General features: G+C 57.1%; 28 protein-coding genes and 1 pseudogene. 7 read left to right on the top strand and 22 right to left on the bottom strand.

The window, feature by feature from the left end:
• Positions 1–45: 45 nt before the first annotated feature.
• The gene (locus A6F49_RS13965) at positions 46–414 is read right to left on the bottom strand and encodes a GntR family transcriptional regulator (protein WP_052504975.1); all 369 of its coding nucleotides are present in this window, start codon (positions 412–414) and stop codon (positions 46–48) included.
• Positions 411–1331, bottom strand: coding sequence for a hypothetical protein (locus tag A6F49_RS13960; RefSeq protein ID WP_043058585.1), 921 nt, complete (start codon positions 1329–1331; stop codon positions 411–413). The genes A6F49_RS13965 and A6F49_RS13960 overlap by 4 nt, the downstream gene beginning before the upstream one ends.
• A 231-nt stretch (positions 1332–1562) precedes the next feature.
• Between A6F49_RS13960 and A6F49_RS13955 the strand changes: the two genes are divergently transcribed.
• Both A6F49_RS13955 and A6F49_RS13950 read left to right on the top strand, forming a co-directional pair.
• The gene (locus tag A6F49_RS13955) at positions 1563–4115 is read left to right on the top strand and encodes an ATP-dependent Clp protease ATP-binding subunit (protein ID WP_043058586.1); all 2553 of its coding nucleotides are present in this window, start codon (positions 1563–1565) and stop codon (positions 4113–4115) included.
• A 177-nt stretch (positions 4116–4292) separates the two neighbouring features.
• Complete coding sequence (locus tag A6F49_RS13950; RefSeq protein ID WP_052504976.1) at positions 4293–4973, top strand: MBL fold metallo-hydrolase; 681 nt, start codon at positions 4293–4295, stop codon at positions 4971–4973.
• Here the strand turns inward: A6F49_RS13950 and A6F49_RS13945 are convergent.
• The 12 genes and pseudogenes from A6F49_RS13945 to A6F49_RS17405 form a co-directional block, all read right to left on the bottom strand.
• Positions 4970–5770, bottom strand: a complete 801-nt coding sequence (locus A6F49_RS13945) for a GvpL/GvpF family gas vesicle protein (protein ID WP_043058587.1) — start codon at positions 5768–5770, stop codon at positions 4970–4972. The genes A6F49_RS13950 and A6F49_RS13945 overlap by 4 nt on opposite strands.
• Positions 5767–6096, bottom strand: a complete 330-nt coding sequence (locus A6F49_RS13940; RefSeq protein WP_043058588.1) for a gas vesicle protein K — start codon at positions 6094–6096, stop codon at positions 5767–5769. Before A6F49_RS13940 ends, A6F49_RS13945 begins: the two co-directional genes overlap by 4 nt.
• Positions 6083–7045, bottom strand: coding sequence for a gas vesicle protein (locus A6F49_RS13935; RefSeq protein ID WP_067605816.1), 963 nt, complete (start codon positions 7043–7045; stop codon positions 6083–6085). The genes A6F49_RS13940 and A6F49_RS13935 overlap by 14 nt, the downstream gene beginning before the upstream one ends.
• Positions 7042–7485 (bottom strand): gas vesicle protein, encoded by a 444-nt coding sequence (locus tag A6F49_RS18725; RefSeq protein WP_327019972.1) that lies wholly within the window; start codon positions 7483–7485, stop codon positions 7042–7044. Before A6F49_RS18725 ends, A6F49_RS13935 begins: the two co-directional genes overlap by 4 nt.
• A gap of 34 nt (positions 7486–7519) precedes the next feature.
• Complete coding sequence (gene gvpO / locus A6F49_RS13925) at positions 7520–7939, bottom strand: gas vesicle protein GvpO (protein ID WP_052504977.1); 420 nt, start codon at positions 7937–7939, stop codon at positions 7520–7522.
• Positions 7940–7977: 38 nt separating this feature from the next.
• On the bottom strand, positions 7978–8211 hold the full coding sequence (locus A6F49_RS13920) for a gas vesicle protein GvpG (RefSeq protein ID WP_043058589.1): 234 nt from the start codon (positions 8209–8211) through the stop codon (positions 7978–7980).
• An 18-nt stretch (positions 8212–8229) separates the two neighbouring features.
• Positions 8230–8976, bottom strand: coding sequence for a GvpL/GvpF family gas vesicle protein (locus A6F49_RS13915; RefSeq protein ID WP_043058590.1), 747 nt, complete (start codon positions 8974–8976; stop codon positions 8230–8232).
• A 23-nt stretch (positions 8977–8999) separates the two neighbouring features.
• Entirely contained in the window at positions 9000–9410 is a 411-nt protein-coding gene (gene gvpJ, locus A6F49_RS13910) for a gas vesicle protein GvpJ (RefSeq protein ID WP_043058591.1), read from the bottom strand.
• Between the two features lie 44 nt (positions 9411–9454).
• On the bottom strand, positions 9455–10564 hold the full coding sequence (locus A6F49_RS13905) for an SRPBCC family protein (RefSeq protein ID WP_327019973.1): 1110 nt from the start codon (positions 10562–10564) through the stop codon (positions 9455–9457).
• Positions 10565–10589: 25 nt separating this feature from the next.
• On the bottom strand, positions 10590–11054 hold the full coding sequence (locus A6F49_RS13900) for an SRPBCC family protein (protein WP_052504979.1): 465 nt from the start codon (positions 11052–11054) through the stop codon (positions 10590–10592).
• A 1-nt stretch (position 11055) separates the two neighbouring features.
• The gene (locus tag A6F49_RS13895) at positions 11056–11457 is read right to left on the bottom strand and encodes a hypothetical protein (protein WP_043058592.1); all 402 of its coding nucleotides are present in this window, start codon (positions 11455–11457) and stop codon (positions 11056–11058) included.
• Positions 11458–11683: 226 nt separating this feature from the next.
• Positions 11684–11888, bottom strand: a pseudogene (locus A6F49_RS17405) (glutamate-1-semialdehyde 2,1-aminomutase); the annotation flags it as partial.
• A gap of 21 nt (positions 11889–11909) precedes the next feature.
• Here A6F49_RS17405 and A6F49_RS13890 point away from each other — a divergent pair.
• The gene (locus A6F49_RS13890) at positions 11910–12332 is read left to right on the top strand and encodes an AAA family ATPase (RefSeq protein WP_150119505.1); all 423 of its coding nucleotides are present in this window, start codon (positions 11910–11912) and stop codon (positions 12330–12332) included.
• A 20-nt stretch (positions 12333–12352) separates the two neighbouring features.
• Here the strand turns inward: A6F49_RS13890 and A6F49_RS13885 are convergent, their stop codons facing one another.
• From A6F49_RS13885 to hemE, 8 genes are all read right to left on the bottom strand, one after another.
• Positions 12353–12796, bottom strand: coding sequence for a hypothetical protein (locus A6F49_RS13885; protein ID WP_043058594.1), 444 nt, complete (start codon positions 12794–12796; stop codon positions 12353–12355).
• Between the two features lie 325 nt (positions 12797–13121).
• Positions 13122–14420, bottom strand: coding sequence for a glutamate-1-semialdehyde 2,1-aminomutase (gene hemL, locus A6F49_RS13880; RefSeq protein WP_043058595.1), 1299 nt, complete (start codon positions 14418–14420; stop codon positions 13122–13124).
• Between the two features lie 9 nt (positions 14421–14429).
• Complete coding sequence (gene hemB, locus A6F49_RS13875) at positions 14430–15398, bottom strand: porphobilinogen synthase (protein WP_043058596.1); 969 nt, start codon at positions 15396–15398, stop codon at positions 14430–14432.
• 16 nt (positions 15399–15414) lie between these two features.
• Complete coding sequence (locus A6F49_RS13870; RefSeq protein ID WP_052504980.1) at positions 15415–16146, bottom strand: uroporphyrinogen-III synthase; 732 nt, start codon at positions 16144–16146, stop codon at positions 15415–15417.
• Between the two features lie 8 nt (positions 16147–16154).
• Positions 16155–17159 carry a hydroxymethylbilane synthase gene (gene hemC, locus A6F49_RS13865; protein WP_043058598.1) on the bottom strand — a complete coding sequence of 335 codons (1005 nt, stop codon included), beginning with the start codon at positions 17157–17159 and terminating at the stop codon, positions 16155–16157.
• Positions 17159–17890 (bottom strand): hydrogen peroxide-dependent heme synthase, encoded by a 732-nt coding sequence (gene hemQ, locus A6F49_RS13860; RefSeq protein WP_407643846.1) that lies wholly within the window; start codon positions 17888–17890, stop codon positions 17159–17161. The genes hemC and hemQ overlap by 1 nt, the downstream gene beginning before the upstream one ends.
• Before the next feature lie 29 nt (positions 17891–17919).
• Positions 17920–19344 (bottom strand): protoporphyrinogen/coproporphyrinogen oxidase, encoded by a 1425-nt coding sequence (locus A6F49_RS13855; RefSeq protein WP_043058600.1) that lies wholly within the window; start codon positions 19342–19344, stop codon positions 17920–17922.
• Positions 19345–20478 (bottom strand): uroporphyrinogen decarboxylase, encoded by a 1134-nt coding sequence (gene hemE, locus A6F49_RS13850; protein ID WP_043058601.1) that lies wholly within the window; start codon positions 20476–20478, stop codon positions 19345–19347.
• Positions 20479–20609: 131 nt separating this feature from the next.
• On the opposite strand from hemE, the gene A6F49_RS13845 reads away from it, so the two are divergent.
• The 4 genes from A6F49_RS13845 (at position 20610) to A6F49_RS13830 (ending at position 24686) form a co-directional block, all read left to right on the top strand.
• Positions 20610–21974, top strand: a complete 1365-nt coding sequence (locus tag A6F49_RS13845) for a glutamyl-tRNA reductase (RefSeq protein WP_082911816.1) — start codon at positions 20610–20612, stop codon at positions 21972–21974.
• A 50-nt stretch (positions 21975–22024) separates the two neighbouring features.
• Complete coding sequence (locus tag A6F49_RS13840; RefSeq protein ID WP_052504981.1) at positions 22025–22684, top strand: TetR/AcrR family transcriptional regulator; 660 nt, start codon at positions 22025–22027, stop codon at positions 22682–22684.
• A 63-nt stretch (positions 22685–22747) separates the two neighbouring features.
• Complete coding sequence (locus A6F49_RS13835) at positions 22748–23002, top strand: DUF3107 domain-containing protein (RefSeq protein WP_327019971.1); 255 nt, start codon at positions 22748–22750, stop codon at positions 23000–23002.
• 181 nt (positions 23003–23183) lie between these two features.
• Positions 23184–24686, top strand: coding sequence for a DEAD/DEAH box helicase (locus A6F49_RS13830; RefSeq protein WP_235605001.1), 1503 nt, complete (start codon positions 23184–23186; stop codon positions 24684–24686).

Here is a 24686-nt window from a genome sequence, read left to right as displayed (position 1 = left end):
AGAATCTATAATGGGCTCTGGTGTAAGGATCAGGGCCCATTATGGTTAATCAATGCCTGCAATGGTCCGATGTACGGCTGCGATAATATCGTCTGCACTCAGACCCAGCCGGTGCATCGATGCCACGTAGTGGGTTGTCAGTTGCTGTACCGTGGGCGCGTGCTCGCCGAATGTTTGGGCCGCGACGATCGTTCCGTGGCGTCCCCGGGCGACCAGGTAGCCTTCGGTTTCTAATTCCTTATAGGCTCGAGCAACGGTGCCTGGTGCGATACCCAGATCTGCTGCCAGCCGCCGTACCGCCGGAAGTCGGGTTTCTTCAGGTAACTTCCCAGACTGGATTTGTTCGGTCAGTTGACGCCGCAATTGTTCATAGGGCGGAATCTCTGCAGCGGGATCAATGCGCAACATATTCATGACGCCACGCCTGTTGGCCACAGTTGACGTTGTTCATAGCCTTTGCGAGCCCCAGTTATCCATGACAACACCGGCCCTGCGGTGAGAGCAATGACAAGCGCACCGTAAATGAGCAGCGACAGTATGGTGATGATGCCGGCCAGGCGAGCGTCCTGTTGATAAAACTCAGCAAAAAGAATCGTTTGTCCAATGAAGATAAGCCAAAAGAGCAAGGAGATGCACGACACCGCCACACTGAGATTGGCTACCTGGCGCAGGCCGTCGGAACGCTCTGCATCGTCCCAGGCTAATTCAAGTTCCGAACTGCTGCGGGCAGGTGCAGCGAGGACCTTTCGAAGGGCAAAGCATGCGACAGCCCAAGTGATCAGGGCTGCAGCCGCAAGCCCCCACCCCAATGCAGTGGCATATGGCACCACATATGGTAGGGGTGCCAACAAGAGCGGTCCAGCAATGGCCCCGCCAATAATGACGGCAGGAACCAGCCAATATCCGATTCGTTCACCTTTAGTGAGATAGTCAGACAACGTTACGGATCGTCCCCTGGCTATCACCGGCCGCCGACTGTTCACACTGGGTTTATGTCCTGCGATGGCCCAGGCTCCTCCAAAAGCAGTACCGGCTGCTGTTAAAGCAATAACGAGCGCCGGAGCTGTTCCATCGTCATTGTCAAATAACAGGATGTAGATAATTGTCGCGATCACGATACCCGTGATCCCGCCGATCATGATGCCACGCTGCCTGCGTCGTAAGCGCTGCACAACGGGCGTCACGAGGTGTTCCGGCAGCGGTAGACCAACCTGCCGAGCGTACTGTGCAAGCTTGGTTTGCTGCGGATTGCTACTACCGCCGCGAGTAAGCCCGGTGGCGGGGAGCACGAAACATACCAGAGCGATAGCAATCCAAATTGCGATGTTCATAACGAGCCCTTCTCTGTATCAATACAAACACTGTACTGGCGCAACAATTATTGTGTCAATACAATCCGCTACCCCCCTCTTGGCCTCAGCCACAAAGAGTTGAGCGCCCAAGACTCAGGTTTCTTGCAAAAGTCCGAACTTTTCGGAATAATTCAAAACAACGATGCGTTACTTGAGTTAGAAGCACTCAACTTTCGTGCACAGACTGTGTACGACTATTAGGAGGAGAGAATGCCCGCATTTTTCGGCCCAGGTGGCTCCAATGGCGGTTCCTTCGACGATTTCATTGCTCGATTTCTCCAAGGACAACCCATCGGTCGTCAGTCGAGTCCCGTTGATATTAACCGTCTATTGAGCAAGCGCACCCAAGAAATTCTTACCAACGCCGCGAAGTTCGCGGTCGATCGCGGCCAGACCGAGGTCGACGCGCTGCATATTCTGCGCGTGATGCTCGAAGAAGATCCAGCAATCTCTGGTGCACGCCAAGCTGGTGCCAACCCACAAGCGATTATCAAAGCCATTGATGAGCAGCTGCCTGCACCAGTTGAAATTGATGGCGCCAGTGCCGCAACCCTGAATGGTTCGGCACAGAAAGTGTTACTGGATGCCTACCAGGTTGCCCGTGGCATGGGCTCGACCTATATCAACCCGGAACACGTTTTCTTCGCGTTTGTCCTGAACCAGGACTCCCCCGCCGGTGGTCTCATGGCACAAGCAGGTGTCACACCGCAGGCCCTTCAAGCAGGCGCCCAGCAAGCATATGCGCAGCAGGCTGCCCAGCAGCAGGCCGACATTGATGACGATGCCGAAGATTCAATGTTAGAGAAATACGGTCTGGATCTGACCGAAGAGGCGAAAGCCGGTCGTTTGGATCCTGTGATTGGTCGCGATGAAGAAATCGAACAAACCATTGAGGTTCTGGCTCGCCGTACCAAAAATAACCCCGTGTTAATTGGTGAAGCCGGTGTCGGTAAGACTGCAATCGTTGAAGGCCTGGCTCAGGCCATTGTCAATGACGAAGTTCCTGCCCAGCTCAAAGGTCGAAGGGTCATGAGCCTGGATCTTGCCGGCATGGTAGCTGGGACTCGTTACCGCGGTGACTTCGAAGAGCGCCTGACCGGTGCAATCGAAGAGCTTGCTGAAGACGAAAACACCATTGTGTTCATCGATGAGCTGCACACCGTGGTCGGAACCGGTGGTTCGGGTGAATCCGGCGGTATGGATGCCGGAAATATCCTGAAACCTCGCTTGGCTCGCGGGGACCTGCATATGGTCGGTGCAACCACGCTGAAGGAATATCGCACTATCGAAAAGGACTCGGCGCTGGAACGTCGTTTCCAACCGGTTACTATTGGTGAGCCCTCGGTGGAGGACGCCGTCCTGATTCTGCACGGTCTGGCTGATCGCTATGCCCAGCACCACAAGGTCACCTACACCGATGATGCACTACGTGCTGCGGTTGAACTGTCTGATCGCTATATCACTGACCGTTTCTTACCGGATAAAGCCATTGATTTGATTGACCAAGCTGGTGCTCGCCTTTCGCTTCGCAGAGGTCCAGATGCTGATGGAACCGGCGTAGATATCGAAGCCTTGCGTTCGAAACTCGCCGAGTTGGAGTCGGAGAAAAACTCTGCCGTCAATGCGGAAAACTACGAGCGCGCCGGTGAATTACGCGATCGAGTCAATGAGATCAGCCAGCAGTTGGCTGAAGCCTCAGCTCGACCAGAAATGGTGTCATCGGTTATTGGCGAGACAGAAATCGCCGAGATGGTCTCGCGTGCTACCGGTATTCCGGCTGCCCGCATGACCGAAGCCGAAAAATCCCGTTTGGCTCGTTTGGAAGAAGAACTGCACGAACGGGTGGTAGGTCAGGATGATGCTGTCACCGCGATCGCCCGGTCGATCCGTCGCTCGCGCACTGGCATGGCAGATCCGTCACGCCCGGTGGGTAGTTTCTTGTTCCTGGGCCCAACCGGTGTCGGCAAAACCGAACTGGCGAAGGCGCTGGCACAGTCGTTATTCGACGACGACGATGCGATGGTTCGTTTCGATATGTCAGAGTTCGGCGAGCGCCACACCGTATCCCGGTTAGTCGGTGCCCCTCCAGGCTATGTCGGCTACGACGAAGCCGGTCAGCTGACCGAGCAGGTGCGTCGTCGTCCATATTCGGTGATTCTGCTCGATGAAATCGAAAAGGCTCACCCAGATATCTTCAACCTGTTGTTGCAGGTCTTGGATGATGGACGCCTGACCGATGGACAGGGTCGGACCGTGGACTTCCGCAACACCGTGATCATTATGACCTCGAATCTTGGCTCTGAGCATTTGTCGTCAGGTGGAGCTCCTCTGGGCTTTGCATCTGGTGATGCCGACGCCGCCCAGGACGACATCAAGCAAAAGGTCATGGGCCGACTCAAGGAATTCATGCGTCCTGAGTTCTTGAACCGTATCGATGACACGTTGCTGTTCAAACCGCTGAGCCGCGAGCAGTTGCGCCAGATCGTTGGGCTGCAGTTGACGGCTTCCGAGGATCGGCTCGCCGCTCAGGGTATTGCGCTCGAGGTGGACGACGCCGCTCGCGATTGGATCGCCGAGGCAGGATATGAACCGGCCTATGGTGCTCGCCCACTGCGTCGAGTCATTCAGCGCCAGTTGGATGACAAAGTTGCCGATCTGTTGGTTGCCGAAGCAGTTGGTGAAGGTAACAAGATCAAGGTAACTGTCGACAACGGCCAATTGGTTGCCTTACCAATTCCGGCAGTCAATACCGTAGCTGCCTAAAGCTGCAGCCACTCTCAACACGTGGCGACGACATCACTTCCGGGTGCTCACTGGCATAACGCGGTGGGCACCCGGAAGTGTTTTCTCAACTCCTAGGGTGCATGGCCGCATCGGAGATTTTGCAGGGATGAAGACTACACTGGAGAAGAGCGGTTTTATTCGAAGGAAACCAAGCCAATGCCATCCCAGATTCCTCATCAAAATTCTGGTCTGCAGAAACTTTTTACTGGGCTGTGGGCCACGGACACTACCCCGTTGCCTTTTATGGAAAACACGGTGGTGCGGTCCTATGTGTTGGAAACTGACACCGGCGTCGTCATTATGTATAACTCTCCGGGCATTGATGCTGCGGCACACGAGATCATGCAGCTAGGGACGCCCACGCGGTTATTGCTCAACCACTATCACGAAGCGATGTACGGGCAGCCGCGGCTTGAAGTGCCCGTGTATGTGCACGAGTGGGATCGCCCCGGCGTTGAGCCCAAGATGCAGGTGGCCGGGGATTTCAAGCACCGACAGTTCATTGGTGATGATCTCGAGATCTTGCCCAGCTGTTCACACACGGTGGGGACGACGTTTTTCGTATGGGACAACGGACAACAGCGTTTTCTGTTTCCTGGGGACGCCATTTGGGTGGATGATGGGATCTGGAGTGCTGTGATCCTGTCTGAAAGTGATCGGCAAGCGTTTTTGAATACGCTGACTCTGCTGCGTGGTATCGACTTTGGTGTGCTGGTGCCGTGGTATGCGCACCGGGATGCTCGGTCCTATGACGTGGTGACGCTTGGAGAAAAGCTCCGCCAGATCAATGCGCTCATCGACCGGATTGTTGCTGGAGCCTCCGGGCCGCGTGCCTAGGGGGTGGTGGGTTTGTTCTCAAGTTCCGGCAGATCCGCAAAAGAGTATGGGGGCCAGGGTCCCAAATAACGGATCTGGGCGCCGGGCTGGTTGTCGCGAATATCCGCGAGCTCCAGACCGATGGCATCGACGGCATCATGGTGAACGAGTAGTGATGCATTGACCACCGTTACACTGCCGGGTTCGCGTCCTAGACGGGGGTTTTCTACCATGTCCTCGGCCAGTGCGACCAGGCGTTTGCGAATCTGCGGGTAGAGTTCATCAGCGATCCGGTCGGCCACGTTTCGGGTACGTTCGGCCAAGCGTTTGCGGTATAAGCGTTGTACGCCAGCTGGTCGAGTATCTATGCCATCACGCAGCTGCGCTAACTCTGGATCGTTCGCCGTGGCAGTGTCTTCGTCCAGGGAGATATTGACCCGTAATTCGACGTGATCGCGGAGTTTGTCTAGGTGTGCTCGCATCGTATCGGCGGATTCGGCAAGCCATGCCTGCAGCCGTTGTACAGGTTGCTGCTCTGCGTCATCGCCGGGTGCCACAATGACGTTGAAGGTCATCGGCAGGATAGTCCCCAGGTGTTGCCATGCGGCATCGACGACGTCGCTGTGTTCAAGTATCCAGCGTTTCACATCAGAATCTGGCCCCTGGTAGGGTTCCGGCGCGGATTCGTGGACGATGGCGGCAAGACCGTTGCTTTCCACAAGGTGCAGGCTCTGGCCGTTGATACCTTGTGGCAGTTGGTCGGTGGAGAGGCCTTCGGCGGGGATAATCGCGTAGACATAGAGCCCGGTATTACTCACGGAGTAGTGCGCCCTTCGTTGTGTGCTTCGTCAGCCCAGCGGGCCGGGTTGATGAGTTTATCTATGACTTCGTCTACCACATCGTCCAGCCCACGGTGAAGGTCTGCCACTGATGCGGTAATGCCGTGTTCGGCTTTGATCTCGTCTAGCGCTTCGTCTAATTCCATCAGCGCTTCACCAAGGCGTTCTTGTTCGTCCTCGGTGAGGTCGCCACCTTCGAGTCGACGGACGGCCTGAGTTTCCAAAGCCTCTTGGATGACTTCGACAAGTGTCACGACCAACGTGAGCACCCCGTGTTTGAGGCTGCCTTCGTCAATTTCCAGCATTGGATTCCTCTTTCGAATTGACGTCCCCGGCGATCCGTTCAGATATCAGCCGGACCCATTGCTCCGGCTGTGCCAGGCCGAAATATTCATCACCCTGGCGGGTGGTCAGATGTAGGGCGTGGCCTTCACCCGATGGGGCTCGCATGTCTGCTAGGTCCACACCGGTGATTTGCTGCCAGCTGAGATTGACTGCATGGCGAGCATCGGTGGGAGCTCGCCATGCTAGTCGCTGTTCGTCGATCGAGACGGTCCCACCACGCCATAATGTGCCCCCGGCGCGATGTTCCAAATACCATGCATGCTTGGTCAACTGTGGTGTCTCACCTGCCGGTGGGGCGAGGTGTGCCGGCGTTCGCAAGTGGGGATGTTGCTGAGCAATCAGTTCGCGAATTCGGCCCGGTGCGGAGGCCGACAACATGGTGGTAACGCCGTCAGCGGTGTCGACCAAAAGCCGTGTTCGAATCTCTGCACCGATGGTCTTCTCGTCAGATAACCGCAGCGCGTTGATATGTGCTAATTGTGTTTCCCATAAGATCTCTTTGGGTTCACGCCGAAACACCACAAGCCGTTGATTCGTGATGTATACGGAGCCAGGTCGCCAGGTTTTGGTCCAGCCTTCATGAAAATACCCGCCGGCCATTTTGGCTACGACCTCTTCGCCATCGTCTAATGGGAAATGTCGGGCAACAGACTGCCGGACCCATGCTCGTGTCTTTTCATCCCAGTCCCGCATCATGCCATACTCCAGCATGGTTTCCATCCCCGCAATGGTCGCGCGCAGATTCACTCCAATGAGTGGAATGTCTGCCACGGAGATGATGAGATCAAGATTGAGATAGGTGCCCTTATCTAGCAGCACGGTAATCAGGTCTGACAGTGAGACCTCAGGGTTGCGGGTGGGTTCCATCGGCACCGATTGTTCAGGCGGACGGAAGGTCGAGTCCGTCATGACTGCTCCCGACGAATTTCCTGTCGGTCCTCAGAGGATGCCTCCACCTGGTGTTCTTCGGTGTCGTGTTCTGCATTTCGGAGCGCTTGAGCTGATTGCCAGCCGCACCATGGGCAAAATTCATAGAGCAACTGGGAAACCGGAGAAACTTTCTGGCAGCTGGGACAGGTTTCTTTGGCTTCAACCGCGCTTTGCCAGGCGACCGTTTCGGTATTCGTGCCGGCTGGGAATTCGAGTCCATATCGAGCTGCCGTTTCAAATGACGCCAGGGCAGCGCGAATCCTAATGCCCAGCAGTTCCACTCCTGCCACTGACACCATAATGTCGGCGTTGAGCACAAGTCCTTTGTCCAGAAGGGTTTCAACCACGTGCATCAACGTGCCTTCGCGGCTACGCTGTGGCTCCATGCCTCCACTATTGCCGCTTCGTGCAACGGTCATGTCGTACCCCCTTTCTGAACGCGGGCGTCATATGTCACTCCCCTTGGGTTCGACCTCTGAAGTACCGAGATTTACGTGAATACCCGTCAAGTTCTCCATTGCCGTCAATATCTACTTCATACTCGGCCATGATGTCTGCGGTATTGGGAATACGTGCAGATTCCACAACCTCAATTGTTACTCGCCAGCCAGCATGGTGAGGTGTCACGCCCACCACGGATTCTGGTGTGCGGGTCGTCAACATTTGGAGCTGTTTAATCGCAGCGACGACGGCCTTATTTGCAGCAATTTTTGGCTTCGGACGACGTTTGTGAGCGGTTTCCGATGACTGCGATTGGGGTTGCTTCTTCGTGGCTGTTTCCCGATTCGATGATTCCTTCTCTGCAGACCTTGTGCTTCGGGAACCCTCGGATGAGGAACTGGGTTTCGTTTTAGATTTCTGTTCTTCAGTCATGGTGTACTGCTTTCTGTTGCCTGTCGCACCCGGGAAGACTACTCGGAGTCGCGATGGTGTGCCGTGAGCAGTCGTTGGATGAGTTCAGTTTCCAAACTGGAGGCTTCTTCATCAGTGAGTCTGCCGTCTTGGCGAGCTTGGGCAACGTCTTCCAACTGGCGGCGAATCGAGGCAGGATCGTAGTATTGCCGCTCTGCCTCTTCCTTGAGTTGTTCGGCAATCCAGATTGTGCCTTTGACGGGGCCGAAGAAAATCCCAGAAAATAGTCCCATGATGGCACCCTTCCTGTTTTAATCGCCAACAAAATCGTAGGGAGCCTGAGGCCCGAGTAATTGGAAATTGATCCGAGTGTGCAGCTGTTCTGCTGCCACTTCCAGGGCGGCTTCAAATTCCGATACCCGATCCCGGCTCACAAGGACAGCCATTTCAACGACGTCTTCAACCTGACCACCCTCGTGTTCTTGGATATCTTCAACGATCGGGCTCACCGCATCAATGATGTACTGGGCATGCTCCGGCCGGATGCGGCCAAAAGCTCCAACAACCAGCTCCCCCAGGGCGATACGTTCCTGTCGGGTTTCATCCTCCGTCGTTCCAGCGATCGCTTCTCGAAGCTCGACCACCTGGGGATCATCTTCAATAAGATCCGCTAACACGGCATCGCGAATATACCGAGCTCGGACCGTGAATTGCACCGACTCGGCTAATCGTTCGAGCGCTTCATGATATTCCGTCTCGTTGAGTTCCAGGACGGCTTCTTGCAGCTCATCTTCTGAAGGCACAATGGTCCCAAAAGCCATAGGGAGAATCGTGATGTGCTCAGCAATAGAATCGAGCACCCTACTGTGAGCTAATAAATTATCGGGGGTGCCGAGTTCGTCTTCATCACTGAGTCGTGTCACGACGGCAGCAAGCGGTCCGTGGGTGGTGGTCTCTACGGCACCTTCACTGACGCCGGTCAGCCCGGCGGGCAGCGTGGTGTTTTCAGCGACAATACCGTACACATACAACTGGTCATTCTCAGCGTCTGCTGTCATCGGGTTCCTGTCCGTGGTCCTAGCTATTCAGAGGATTGCTTTTGTCGTCGGGTCGCGGTTCTTTTAGGCTTTTCTTCTTTTTCATCATCATCGTCGGAGGTGAAGGCCTCTTTCACGCCCTCAAGAGCTCCGCCAATTTTTCCTTTGGAACCGCTCTCGGTGAGGCCTTCCATCATTTCGGTAAGATCTTTTCCGCCCTGTTGGGTCAGATCTAACCGATTAGTGGCTTCAGCAAAACGTAGATACGTATCGACACTGGCGATGACGATTCTGGCGTCGATGGTCAGAATTTCAATCCCGACGAGTGAAACTCGAACATAGATATCAATGACAAGCCCTTTGTCCAGGATGAGCTCGACAACGTCTGCCAGTGAGCTCGATGAGGGCCGGTCGATGTAACTGCCTTGGGAACGTCGTGTTGGAGTGGTGGTCATGGGTGTCTGCCTTTCTCAGTTGGATCGGCTGACGTATATGCCGATCAGCTACTTTTTTGGGTCTTGCCCTTGGTGGTAGATCGGGTGCTCCTTGTATTCTTGGCTTGGCCCGTGGATCGATTCGATGATTTGTTGCCACCGGAAGCTTTGGTGGCCTTGGAACGGTTACTTGAAGACGCACGCCTTGCGCTCGTACCAGACGAGGATCGTTTCGAAGAACTCGCAGAGGATTTTGAGCCGCTCGATTTGCTAGCAGTTTTCTTTGCCGGTCTCTTGTTAGGCTCGTCCTCCACCGTTTCATCCTCGTCTTCGGAGACTTCGTCATCGTCAGATTCGGATTCTTCATCAGCTTCTTCGCCCTCGTCGATGGATTCTTCCTCGACTTCTTCGTCTTCGGGAGGTTCTTCTTCGAGGTCCTCTTCATCCTCGGCTTCGACTTCAGCTACTTCATCTTCAACGGGCTCGTCTTCGAATCCGTCTTCTTCGACGAATTCTTCGTCGACAGGCTCGTCATCTTCAGCGACAGGTTCCTCATCGACGTATTCTTCGTCCTCGGGCTCCTCGTCAACGTATTCTTCATCTTCATCTTCGATGTCCTCGAAGTCTTCAACGGGTTCGTCTTCTACGTATTCTTCGTCGTAGTCTGCGACTTCATCGCTATCTGCTGCAGCGTCGGACTGTTCGGTAGCATCTTCTGCGGCGGACGTGGTATCGCCGTCAGCATCTGTTTGGCTTTCCTGCTCTGAAGCATTTTCATTGTCTTCACCTTGTTCAGCTCGGGCTTGTTCTTCTTCCACGACTTCTTCGTGGGTACGAACGACTTCGGAATCGCGAATTTCACCGCGCCATCCTTCAACGGCGTCGGGGTCAAGAATGGTGGAGGTCATGATCTGTCGAACATAGCGTTTGAGTTCTACTTGTACACGACGTCCCACGGCCCGCCAGATATTCCCGGTTTTTTCCATGAAGCCCTGGGGATAGTATTCGACAACGACCAAAATGCGCGTGAGGCGTGGACCAAGCCTATGGAACGTGACAGCACCGTCGAGATGGCCTTTCTGTCCCGTAGATCGCCACACGATTTGCTCATCAGCGACCTGCTGGATGATAGTCGAGTCCCATGTTCTATGTGACCAAAAGACTTGGCCTTTGATATTGACTTTTTCCTCGGACTCTTGCTCAACGTTTTCGACTTTTTTTCATAAAGTCGGACCAGTCTTCAAATTGAGTCCACTGATTATAGGCAACTGAGATAGGGACGCCAACTTCGATTGTCTCTACAATATTGGTGACCTTCTTGGCACCCCTATTGCTGCCCTTACTGCCACCGCCACCCGTAAAGACGTCTTTGACTTGTTCTTTCACACCCGTTGCCGCCCCCGAGAGGCCAGCTTTGATCGGAGAGTCACCTTCGGCCAGCTTTTCAGCTCCTTTCTGGGCCGCTTTGCCAACGGGACTATCTGCGGAACCTAGGCCGTCAAATAAGCTGCTGGCCTTATCGCCGAGTCCTTTGATGGTCTTTTCACCCCAGGCACTGGCATAGTCCGTGAGGTTATGTTTCAACTCATCGAGGGGAAGGGATTTGAAAAAGTCGCCCCATCCGGATGAAGCTGAACCGTCAGATTTTTTGGAAGTATCTGCCATCTCAGCTGTCTCCGTTCTTGGCGGCTTTCGAGGACGTTTCTTCCGTCTCGTCAGTTTCATCGGCTTCTTCGTCTTCGACAGTTGATTCGTCGTCGACGTCCTCGCCGGCTTCGTCATCCGAAGTACCACGCAGAGCTTCGGATCGGCTCTGGAGATTTTTATTGAGCGTTTCCATACCCTTGGTGGCGCTAGAGGTGATCGCATCTCGAGCAGCTGCGGCGATACCCGAGTTACTGAAGCGGCTAATCAGCGATCCTGGTGAATCGCTTTCTTCCCGACGCGGGGCCGTCAGGCGCCCATATGCGACACCGCCGGCAACCATCAGTACTGTTTTCATGCTTTTTGAACGTCCCAGCAAATATCCTGCTGCTAGGACTGCTAATTGTCCTGCGTTGTTGCCCATCCCGTCTCCAATGTGATGCTTATTTGGGGAGGTCGTATACGGATCAGAGTACGCGCCAGTACTGATGCTTACAACAGTTTTTAACCAATTTCAGCAGACTCCAGCCACTCATCCAGCTGGTCTCCAGGTTGCCCGTCGACGTCGTTCCCAGTCAGAACACTTAAACACCAACATCCGCTGAGATCCCCGGTGAAAGGGCCCTCAGCGGATGTTGTGTAACGAAGAATTAGGCGGTGGCGGCCGCTGCTGCTTGGGCTGCGGCAGTCAGGGCTTCGGCAATTCTGTTCACCGCGTCGTCGTCATGAGCAGCCGAAACGAACCAGGTTTCAAACACCGATGGTGCCAAGTAGACCCCCTTGGTCTAGCATCGCGTGGAAGAACGGTCCGTAGCGGAAGGCTTCTTGTGCTTGGGCAGTTGCGTAATCGATGACCGGGGTGTTGACCGTAATGCCATGATCATTATGACGTCGAACGTGGGCTCAAGACACCTATCGTGCAGTTCAACTCCGTTGAGCATTGCCTCTGGTGATGCGGATGCCGCACAACGCGACGTCAATCATAAGGTTATGGCCCGGTTCCGGGAATGCATGCGCCCTGCATTCTTGAATCGAATTGATGGAACGGTCCTGTTCACCGCGCGGTCACGCGAGCAGCTGCATCGGATCGTTGCTCTGCAGTTACGAGACTCACAGGACCGTCTGGACGCCCAGGGTGTGAAACTCGAGATTCATGAGCCAGCCATGGAGTGGATTGCCGAAGCCGGTTCGAGACTCCACGACTGTCGTCGCCTCCCGGCCGCTGGACTGACGGGCAACACCGACGGGGCGGTCACAGTTGTGTCTGTGGACGCCCCGTCGTTTGGCCTCGGTTGGTGACGAGGAGGTATATCTTCGGCTTAGGAAACCGACTCAACAGGACCGACGGTTACCTTGCCTTTGTTCTGTGATGGAGAAGGATAGAGGTTGTGTCCAAAACCGCCGAATCCTGGCGCATCCACACGGCCACCTCCACCACCACCTTGTTTAGGAGTTTCGGGCTTTGGTGCGTCTTTGGGCCGTTCAGGTTTTTGGTTGTAGCATTTTCGCGACGTGTTCCAGCCATTGGTCTCATAGACTTCATGACGGTTGTCGATCCGATAGACGACCACGGCGGTGTTACCCCGCCAATACTCGTCAACCATTTGACCACGTTTTTTCGCCTGATCATGGGCGTCCCAAATAAACAATGCGGATGGGCACTGGACCGCGGGAGTGTTTGCTTGGGCTGGGGCACTCAGGGCGACAAGCCCGGAAAGTGCTAACGCTCCTGCCGCCAATGTCGTAGGAATTTTGCGAAACATGGTCTTCTCCCTTTTTCTTCATGAGGATGTCAATGTCACATTGGAGTGTCCCTGTCGGGATACGAAAGTACAGTAGTGGCACCTGAGTCACCGCGATACGGACCGCAGGTGTACACCGCCTCATACCGAGGTATGACATCCCATGACCGGTCATCCGACGTGATCGAAACAGCTTGTCAGACCGATGTTTTGAGAATCATGCGCTGGGACCGAACCAAATATTCCGAGGAAAGCACCTGGGATTGCGCCTGAATCTGTCCAACATTAACGCAGAAATCCGGATCAAAACCAGGACTGGTTTTGATCCGGAGACGGCAGGAAGGCTCTAGTTCGTGGCTTTCGCTGCTGCTTGGGCTGCGGCAGGTAATGCCTCGGCGATTCTTTGCATTGCGTCGTCGTCATGAGCAGCTGAAACGAACCAGGCCTCAAACACCGACGGTGCCAGGTACACCCCGGCGTCTAGCATCGCGTGGAAGAACGGTCCGTAGCGGAAGGCTTCTTGTGCCTGGGCGGTTGCGTAATCGATGACCGGGGTGTTGGCGGTGCCAAAGGTGATCGAGAATAGCGACCCGGCATTTTGGATCGAATGGTTGACCCCGGCTGCGTTCAGGGCGTCGCCGACCATGGTTTGCAACTGGGTCGAGCGCTGCTCGATGGTTGCATAGGCTGCATCGGTGGCGTTGGTCAGGGTCGCATAGCCGGCTGCCATGGCAATGGGGTTTCCAGACAGGGTCCCTGCCTGGTAGACCGGGCCGACAGGTGCCAGCAGGTCCATCACGGAGGCTTTACCAGCAACCGATGCTACGGGGAGTCCCCCACCAATGACCTTGCCAAAGGTAAATAGATCCGGTGTCCACTCGGCGTGTTCTAAGCCCCAGCCGCCCTTGGCGCTGGCACGGAATCCGGTCAGGACTTCGTCCATAATAAACACGGCACCGTGTTGGGTGGTGATGTCGCGCAGGAATTTGTTGAAGCCTGGTTTCGGTGGGACCACACCCATGTTGGCCGGTGCAGATTCGGTAATGATCCCGGCGATCTGGTCTGGGTAGGTCTCAAAGGCCTGTTTGACGGCTTCTTCATCGTTATACGGCAATACCAGGGTCTGGCTGGTGATAGCTTCGGGGACCCCTGCTGAATCGGGGAGGGCGTGAGTGGCCAGCCCGGAGCCAGCAGCAGCCAGCAGGCCATCGGAGTGGCCGTGGTAGAGGCCCGCGAATTTGATGATCAGGTTGCGGCCGGTGGCGCCACGAGCCAGGCGGATCGCCGTCATGGTGGCTTCTGTACCGGTGGACACGAAACGTACGCGTTCCACCGGCATGATTTGGGCGATCAGTTCGGCCAGTTTGGCTTCACCGGGGGTTGAGGTGCCGAACGATAGTCCGGCGTCCACTGCGGTGTGCACGGCCTCGACGACGGCGGGATGGTTGTGTCCCAGCAGCATCGGGCCCCAGGAGCCGACGAGGTCGACGTAGGTTTTACCTTCGACGTCGGTCAAATACGGTCCCGAGGCCTTGATCATGGCGGCCGGGGTGCCACCAACGGAGCCAAAGGCGCGCACCGGGGAGTTCACCCCGCCGGGGATAATGGCGCGGGCGGTATCAAAGGCTTGTTGATTGGTTGTCATGCAAGTCTCCTAGGCAAGTAGTCGGGCGGCTTCGGTGGCGTAATAGGTCAGAATGTTTTGGGCACCGGCGCGACGGATCGCGGTCAGTGATTCGAGCATGGCCGGCACGCGTTCGATCCAGCCGTTGGCGGCGGCGGCTTCGATCATCGCGTATTCACCCGAAATTTGGTAGGCGGCAACCGGAACCGGGGACATATTGGCCACATCGCGCAGGATATCCAGGTAGCTCATGGCCGGTTTGACCATGACCATATCGGCGCCTTCTTGAATATCGAGTTCGGTTTCTAAGATGGCTTCGGTGCGGTTGGCCGAGTCCATTTGGTAGGTCTTTCGGTCCCCGGTCAATGCTGAGTCCACGGCTTCGCGGAAGGGACCGTAGAAGGCCGAAGCATATTTGGCAGAATAAGCCAGGATTGTGGTGTTGGTGTATCCGGCGTCGTCTAGGGCATCGCGAATGACGCCGACTTGGCCGTCCATCATGCCCGATGGGGACACGACGTGTACACCGGCCTCGGCCTGAGCAAGAGCCATGTTGGCATAGATCTCGTTGGTCGCATCATTGTCCACGTTGCCGGCGTCATCGAGTACACCGCAGTGGCCGTGGTCGGTGAATTCGTCCAGGCAGGTATCGGCCATGACCACCATGTCGTTGCCTACTTCGGCGACTACTTCGCGGATCGCGACGTTGAGAATGCCGTTGGGATCCACGCCCGCACTGCCCTGGGCGTCGAGGGTTTCGGGCACGCCGAACAGCATGATGCCACCGACTCCGGCGGCAACGGCGTCGTGGGCGGCGGCTTTCAGCGAGTCCATGGAGTGCTGTTGGACGCCGGGCATCGAGGAAATATCGATGGGTAGTGCTGCGCCTTCTTTGACGAAGACGGGCAGGATCAGATCGGCCGGGGCCAGACGATTCTGGGCAACCAGGTTGCGCATGGGGGCTGATTGGCGCAAGCGGCGTGGGCGGTGCGGGAACATGGGGTCCTTTCGGATTCTACAAACGGTGCAGAACCTGGGCGATGCCGGTGGCATCGGGTGAGGTTGCAGTAGCGGCAAGGGCAATACGGTGGTGTTCAGCGGCGCGACGGGTGGGTTGGCCGATGGCGATGACCGCTGCGACGTCGACTGCGGTTTCGGCCCAGCGGTTGGCGGCGCTGGGTGCGGTCAGCACGACGACGTCGTCGGCGGTGAGGTTGGTGGGTGTTAGGACGCCGTTGCCGGTCGGCAAGATGGCCAGCCCGGGTGCGGCCGGGTAGCTGACGGTGTGGTAGGCCACAACATGGGTGACATCCCAGCCGCGTTGGGTCAGACCCTGGGTCATGGCAGTACCGGCGGCTTGGCCCTGGGGCAGTGCGAGGCGACCGGGTCCGGGTGGAAATTGGGTCAGAATGCCTTGGGCTGACGCTTCATCGGTGGGCATCCATGGGGTGTTGCTCGCCCCGTGGTCGTGCAGGACGCGGGCGGTGCCGGGGCCGGTGACGGCGATGGTCGTGTGGGTTTCGGTCACAGCCGGATCCCAGCCTACGGCGACCAGTGCGCGGATGGTATTGGGGCTGGTGATCAACACCTGATCCCACGTCCCGGTGTGTAATCCGGTGACCAGACCATGCAGTGCCGTTTGGTCGTCGGGCAGCTGGAAGTCGGTGAGCGGCAGAAACCCTATGTGATATCCCAACTGCTCAAGACCGGCCTCAATGTGGCCGGCCTGAGCGGGTTGGCGGGTCAAGATGACTCTCATCGATTGCCGCGTGCAGGTCCCGGTGGCAGCAGGTCGGCGCCGTCGTCGATCATCATCTTGGCGACCTCAACCCCCAGCTGGTAGGCGGTGGCCAGGGTGGCATCAGTGATGGCTTCGATCGCGATGGTTGTGGTGGCCTCACGGCGGATGGTTTTGGAACCGTCCATGGCCGAAACGATTGCATCCAGGTGCAGGCTGGTGCCGTTGAAGCGGGCCAGACCACCTAGTGGGGCGGCGCAACCGGCTTCAAGGGTTTCTAGCAGGGCACGTTCTGCGGTGGCTTCGAGGCGGGCTGCGAGCTGATCGTGATCTGCTAGCGCGGTGGCCAGTGGGGCGTCCAGGGCTTTTTCGGCTGAGACTTCTACTGCGAGGGCGCCTTGGCCAGGAGCCGGCAGCATGATCTCGGGGTCGATGCGCTGGGTGATTGCCCAGTCCAGGCCCAGTCGGTCAATGCCGGCGCAGGCTAATACGACGGCGTCCAGGTCGCCCTTGGGTGAGCCCGCGGCGGCCGGGGCGTTGTCGTGGTGGTGTTCATAGCCTTTGACCCGAGCTAGTCGGGTGTGGACGTTGCCGCGAATGTCGACCATTTCCAGGTCTGGGCGCAGCGCCAGGAGCTGGGCCACGCGGCGCGGAGAGCCGGTGCCGATTTTGGCGCCCTTGGGCAGGGTGTCGAGGGTCATCCCATCGGCGGCGCACAGTGCGTCGCGATAATCGGCACGTTCTGGAATCGCGGCGATGCGCAGTTCGGCGGGTTGTTTTGCCGGCAGGTCTTTGAGCGAGTGCACGGCCAAGTCGACCTCGCCGTTGATCACGGCTTGGCGCAGTGCGGTAGCAAAGACACCGGTGCCGCCCAAATTGGCCAGCGAGCCTGTGGTCACATCGCCTTTGGTTTTGATGATGACCTGTTCAAATGCGGTGTCCGCCGTGGTCATCGCATTGGCCACCCACTGCGTTTGCGTGGTGGCCAATGCGGAGCCGCGGGTTCCAATACGGTAGGCCATTAGGCCAGCACCTCTGCAACTTCGTCGATTTCAATGTAGCGTCCGGTGTAGAACGGCACTTCTTCGCGCACATAGTGGCGTGTTTCATTATCGCGCAGCGAGCGCATCATGTCGACCAGACGGTCCAGGCGTGGGGATTCTAGACCCAGCAGCCATTCCCAGTCGTTGAGACCGAAAGCCGAAACGGTGTTGGCCCACACATCTGGGAAGTCCTGGCCCAGTTCCCCGTGGGAGCGCAGCATGCGGGCGCGTTCTTTCGGATCCAGGGTGTACCAGTCATAGGACCGAACGAATGGGTAGAAGCACAGCCATTTGCGTGGCTTGCGGCCTTCGGTGAAGGCTGGCACGTGCTCGGGGTTGAATTCGGCCATGCGATCGGCACCCATGGCGGTAAAGACCATGGTTGTGCCGGACAGCAGCCCAGCACGGCGCACCTGGCGGATTGCATCCTGTAAGGCTTCCGGGGATTTAGACCACATCCACACCAGGATGTCGGCTTCGGCACGCATACCTGAAACATCGTAGAGCCCGCGGACCGTCACGCCCTGTTCGGCCAGTTCTTCGACGAGCTTGGCAAAGGCTTCGTTGTCGCTTGCGATGTCCGCGTCAGATTTGGCCGGGGCATTGTTGTCCCGGGCGAATACGGTGTAGGTGGTGAACCAGCTGGTTGCGGATTCTTCGCCCTGGACGACTTTGGTTTCTTCAGTCACTTCTGCTCCTTCATGCTGTATGAACTGCATTGTTCTACACGATGTAGAACTTACTGTAGTGGATTCAACGGTAGTCCTGTTACATGCTGGGTGATGGCGGCTAAGCCCGTTCCAGCAAACCACGCCCCGGTCACCTGAATCCAATTGGTGGTGCGCGCTGCTTCTTGCACTGCGCGAATGCGGGTCGTGTTATCGGGTGTGGTCAGTGGCATGGCACGACGCCACCGGACGATTTTGGAGGCGACGAGTCCGGCCTGCAGCTGCTCGTGTTCCAGTCCGAACATGGCGGCGGCATCGCTGGTTGCCATGGCGAGCAAGTCGGCCTCTGCGGTGTCGTGCCCGGGGGCTGAACCGTCTAATGGATCGGTAATTCTGCCGTAGCTGAGGCGAATGACGTGGCGATGCTCTGCCAGACTGGTGGCGGCCTGACCGGCCCACTGCCATTTCGCCGTCACATGCGTTGCGGCTTTGGCGTGGGCATCGGTGACGGCAGGTGATACCAGCATTCCGGTGCCACGAGGATGCACATCCAAACCGGGTGCATCGATGACAAGTACGACCAATGCCACGCCGGTGCCGTAGGCAGGCCGCTTGGTCAGCTGGGTGCTGGGTGTTAGCAGGTCGTAGGCGCTGGGCGCGTCCACCGCCAGGATCACTTGGTTTGCGGTCAGCTGTTCACCAGTCTGAGTCGTCACGGTGCGTGTTGCCGGATCCAGTGCGGTCACGCGCGTGCCAAAACGCACCTCGGCGCGATCTCTCAGGGCGTCCAGCAGGGCATCGATGAGTCGGTGCATCCCGCCGGGTAGGGTTTTGACCGCTGCTCCTGGCGGGGCCGCAGCCCGAATATCGGCTACGGCCTTGGCAACTGAGCCCCGCTGGATGGCTTTATCCAGCAGGCCGGGGGCAATTTTGTCAAGGTCGACGTCGTTGGGATCGGCCGAGTGCACACCGGCCACCACTGGCGCGACGAGTCGTTCCAGTGCGACAGGACCGAAGCGGTCTGCCACGAGTTCACCCACGGTGACGGGCTGGCCTTCGGCGCGACGTTTAGCCCAGGCGTCCATGGGTGTCGCCAAATCGGCTGCGGCACGCACAGCAGCTTCAGCGCCGAGCGCCTGGATCACTTCGGCAGCTGCTGGGTCACCGGGAATCCCCCACATTCCGAGTTTTGGTGCTGGTACAGCGCCAACCTCGGGCAGGTAGAGCCAGGAGCCATCCGGATTCGGGGTCACCAGTTCATTGGCCAGACCAAGCCCCTCGAGCAATTGAGTCATGTGGGTTGATCGGGCGGCATAAGCTTCGGCGCCGGCGTCAACGGTGAGCTGGCCTTCAGGCAGGTCAAAGGTGGCCGGGGCGATGGCCCCGCCAGCGGTGGGCTCGGCTTCGAGCACCGTGACGTGATGCCCGGCATTGACCGCGCGATAGGCTGCGGTCAGCCCGGCAATCCCGGCACCAATGACAACAACGTGGGGCATTTAGTAATCGATCGAGTGAATCAATTCCACCAGACGCGTCAGCACGGTGGGATCGGTGGTCGGGGGCACACCATGACCAAGGTTCAACACGTGGCCTGGGGCTTCAGCACCCTGAGCAATGACGTCGCGCACGTGGGCTTCTAAAACATCCCAGTCCGCGGACAACAGCGCCGGGTCAATATTGCCCTGTAGTGGCACCGTAGTGCGACCATCTGGTCCGGGGGTGTTGGCCAGTCGGCGGTTTGCTTCATCCAGACGCAGTCGGTAGTCGACTCCGACCACGGAGGCTCCGGTGTCACGCATCAGATCCAGGATCTCCGAGGTGCCCGTACCGAAGTGCACCAGTGGAACGCCGGTGGGACCGGTCAGATCCGCGATGTGCTCAATGGCTTGCTTGGAGTACGGCATCACTCTGGTCTCGTAATTCGTGCGAGACAGTGAGCCTGCCCAGGAATCAAAAAGTTGGGCTGCGGAGGCACCGGCCATAATCTGTGCTCGCAAGAAACGCCCGGAAGCTTCCGCGGTCCAGGCCATCAACCGGTCCCAGGATTCCGGGTCGTTATGCATCATCGTACGCGGACCCAGGTGGTCGCGTGACGGGCGACCTTCCACCATATAGGCGGCCACCGTGTAGGGGGCGCCGGCAAAGCCGATCAGGGGACGCGGGCCCAATTCAGCGACGGTAAGTTTGACCGCTTCCGTGATGGGCTCAAATATGTCGTCGGTCAGTTCCGGCAGCTTATTAATATCTTCGGCTGAGCGGATCGGTGCATCCAGGACAGGGCCGACGCCGGGCTGGATTTCGACACCAATACCGGCCAGTTTCAAGGGGATGACAATATCGGAAAAGAAGATCGCAGCATCAACGTCATGACGACGAACTGGCTGCAAGGTAATTTCTGATGCCATCTCGGGGATCAGGCACGATTCCAGCATGGTCGTGCCCTCGCGTAGTTTCCGATACTCCGGTAGCGAGCGGCCAGCTTGGCGCATAAACCAGACGGGACGACGATGCCCCTCCTGACCTCGATAACCTTTAATCAGTGCAGACTCCGCGGTCGAACGTTCCGCGTCGTCGGTCATGAGTGGATGGGTTGCCGGCAGGGCCGGAGACTGAGAAAACGCTTGGGTCATGACAGTTCATTATTCCAGGATCAGAGCACCATTGCCTGTACGTGTCCTCACAATCGGCCTGATCACCCCGACAGCGAAACCGCGGGGTGCATTTTGTTCCGGCGGCCAAATTTCGTACCATGGGAGGCATTGTGGTGATGTTTTCATTAGTCGCGGCGCACACCTGGTTGGACCTCGAGACGGTGGCGCAGTTAGCTAGCGGCTCTGCGGAGGTCTCCGAAACTGTCTCTACCGACGCCGTGGCCGGCGTCGTGACGCTGTCAACCTGCAATCGCGTCGAGATTTACGCCGAGGCCGGTTCCCCGCAAAATGTTGAACAGGCATCCAAAGAGATTTTGCGCACCATCGCTAAAACCACCGATATGCCGTATGACGACGTTGCGGCAGCCTTCAAGCTCTACCGGAATGATGCTGCCGTGCGCCACCTTTTTGAAGTTGGCTCGGGACTGAAGTCCGCGGTCGTAGGCGAACGGGAAATTGCCGGACAGGTCCGGCGCGCGCTGTCCGAGGCTCGTGAAGCCGGGCATACTACGGGCACACTCACCAAACTTTTTGAAACCGCCACCCGCACCGCCAAAGACATCGGAGCTCAAACCGCATTAGGCGCCACCGGCCGCTCCATCGTTTCTGTTGCTTTGGATTTGGCTACAGAATTGCGTGCCGGGACTTCGGTTGTCGGTGCTCAGCGTTTCTGGAAAGATGCCAACATTCTCCTGGTTGGAACTGGCGCGTATGCCGGCACCACGTTGGCTCAGCTTGAAGCTCGTGGCGCCAAGAATGTGGCCGTGCACTCATCATCTGGTCGTGCCCAACAGTTCGTTGAAGATCGCGGCGACTGGGCCATGGCCCTGGGTGGTTCGGATGTTGAAGGTGCCTTTGCTGAAGCCGATGTACTCATTGGTGTTTCCGGTGGCGAACGAACCGTAAGTGCCACCCAGTTAGAAAAATTGCGTGAAGGCGCAACCCACCGCCTCACCGTCTTAGATCTTGCCTTAACGCACGACTTTGATCCGGCCATCGGCGATCTACCAGCCGTTGATCTCATCACCTTAGAGTCGGTCAAAATGGCCGCCCCCACCGAGCAGCAAGCCTCGATCACCCAGGCACATCAGCTGGTCGATAAAGCTGTAGATGAATACCTCACCGAAAAACGCGAACGCACGGCAGCTGATGCGATTGTCACCCTGCGTGGTCACACAATGGCCGTGTTGGAAGAAGAAATGGCCCGAGTGCAAGATCGGCACGGCTGCACTGCTGCCGCTGAAGAGGTTCAACTAGCAATGCGTCGCATGGTGCGTCAGATTCTGCACGAACCCACCGTGCGTGCTCGTCAAGCTGCAGCCAATGGCACGCTTGAAGAGTATGAGGCAGCCTTAGAAACCGTGTTCGGCTTGGATGTTGCTGAAGCTACCAAAGATCGCCAGCACAATGGCCGCACCAATACCGTAGCTGCGGCACAACTGGATACCAGCGAAGCACAACAACGCACCGCATAACCGCCCGCCGTGGTATCTCATACGCATCAGCCCAGAATAGGAAGCTGAAAATGTCGAAGACTACTGCGCCCCCGACTCGCCTACCGCGCGATCAACGGCGCGCCCAATTAATCGATGTGGCGCTCGATGTCTTCGCCGAACGCAGCTACGCCCAAACCACAATGGATGACGTTGCCCAGCGTGCGGCAGTCTCCAAACCGGTGTTATACCAGCACTTTGCCAATAAACGCGATCTGTTCTTCACGCTGATCGACGGCCAGCTCGAAACGCTCCGCACTCGCATTACCACCGCAATGCAAACCGTTAACCCGGATTCGGCGACCGCAGATGAAGAAGTCGCCTATCAAGCCGTGCACGGCGTCTTTGAGTTCACCGCAGATCCACGCGGACATTACCGGCTGCTGCTGGATACCTCGATGGACAATCCCAACGAGCTCGAAGAACGCGTGGAATATTTCCTGCGCGAGTTAGTGGAATTCGTCTCCCCGTATATCCTGGATAACTCGATTCTGGATGTCGACAGCTCGCGATTTATTACCCGCGGTATTGCATCCAGTGTTTTGTTCATGGCCACCCGATGGGCCGAAGAATACCGCGGCCAGCACCCAACGCACCCAAATATTCCGTTGGAGACCGCGGTGGAACATACGTGTCGATTCGTCGCCTATGGCGCCATCGGATTTGATTTATCCAATAATCCCCCAGCGTAGCGAGCATCAAGCTATGCGATTTCACGAACAAACTGATCTAAGCTAATTGATGACAGACACACCATGAATACCCATGTTCTAGGAGGACTACCCGTGGAAATTCGTATTGGCATCCAGAACGTTGCCCGCGAGATCGCATTTGAAACCGAGATGTCGAAAGAAGATGTCACCGAAAAAGTTCGCGCAGCAGTCAACGACAACGCCAACCTCGAACTGACCGACAACAAAGGTGGCACTATTATTGTGCCAGCCGGCGTCCTAGGTTACGTTGAAATTGGTGACGCTACCGCACGTCGCGTCGGCTTTATCGCCGGCTAGATTTCACCGACCCTTCCACCAGGTAGACTTGGATACTGGTCCACATGTTTGGATCTAATGAACTTCACCCCGGATGACCGGTCGTACGTGTATGCGTATCTGTTACTTTTGACTAATCCACGATCGGCTCCGCAAGCACCACAAGGTGTTGAAAACCGAGCTTTAAGGAACTTATTCGATCGTGACAAATACCAATCAAGAATCGTTTGCAGATTTCGACTTACGACCCGAAATCGTTGCAGCACTGGCCGATCAAGGTATTGAAAGTCCATTTCCCATCCAGTCCATGACGCTACCTATCGCGCTGGATAATCATGACATTATCGGTCAAGCTAAAACCGGAACGGGTAAGACCCTCGGTTTTGGCCTACCGGTACTCAATAAGGTCCTGGGCCCTAAAGATGACGGGTACCAGGACCTCCCCATTCCCGGCGCACCACAGGCCCTCATCGTGGCCCCCACCCGTGAGCTAGCAGTCCAGGTCTCCAAAGATCTGGAAGGCGCAGCAAAACACATTTCCGCGCGCATTGGCTCAATCTATGGTGGTCGCGCCTACGAACCACAGATCGACGACCTGAAAAAAGGCGTCGACGTCGTCGTGGGAACACCCGGGCGGCTGATTGACCTGATGAAACAAAACCACCTGGATTTGTCACAAATCCGCACCGTGGTACTTGATGAAGCCGATGAAATGTTGGATCTGGGTTTCCTCCCGGATGTGGAAACCCTCTTAGAAGCCGTGCCCGAACAGCGGCAGACAATGCTGTTTTCGGCCACCATGCCAGGCGCCGTCATTACAATGGCTCGCCGCTACATGGTCCAACCCACCCATATCTCAGCATCGGACCCAGAAGATGATTCGCTGGTCAAACGCGATATCCGCCAGCTGGTATACCGGGCGCACCACATGGACAAAGATGAGCTCATCGCCCGCTCCCTGCAAGCACGCGGTCGCGGTCTGACAATCATCTTCACTCGCACCAAACGCACCGCTGCACGGCTGGCTGAAGAACTGGAACGCCGTGGCTTTGCCGCCGGCGCGCTCCACGGCGACCTCGGCCAGGGCGCCCGCGAACAAGCTCTGCGGGCCTTCCGTAACGGAAAGATCGATGTGCTGGTGGCCACCGATGTTGCTGCCCGTGGTATCGACGTCGACGACGTCACCCACGTATTCAACTTCCAAGCACCCGAAGACGAAAACACCTACCTGCACCGTGTCGGACGCACCGGGCGCGCCGGACAAAAAGGTATCGCCGTAACCCTGGTGGATTGGGAAGACGTCACCCGCTGGAGACTCATCGCCCAAGCCCTAGAGATCGAGCAAGTTGAACCGGTTGAAACCTACTCGGCTTCCCCGCACCTGTATGAGGACCTTGATATCCCGGAGGGCACCAAGGGACGACTGCCAAAATCACAACGCACCCGTGCCGGTTTAGACGCCGAGCAACAGGAAGAACTGGGTGGTCCGGATCAGAAACGCCGCGGCAAGCAGCGCGGTCGTGGTCGGGATGGTCAGTCTCGCGGTCGTGGCCAGGGGCGTCAGCGTCAGCGTACCCGGTCCAATCGATCCGAGAAATCTCAGGAATCAACCTCAAAATCTGAGCAGAAGCCACGTCGTCAACGCACTCGTACACGCCGCAAGAACGGCCAGGTAGTCGACCGTGGCTCAAAGGGTGACGCATAA

It is taken from the genome of Enteractinococcus helveticum (assembly GCF_001657475.1).
GTDB classification, from domain to species: domain Bacteria; phylum Actinomycetota; class Actinomycetes; order Actinomycetales; family Micrococcaceae; genus Yaniella; species Yaniella helvetica.
Note: the sequence above shows the minus strand (reverse complement) of the source record. Positions and strands in the feature narration are given on the sequence as shown.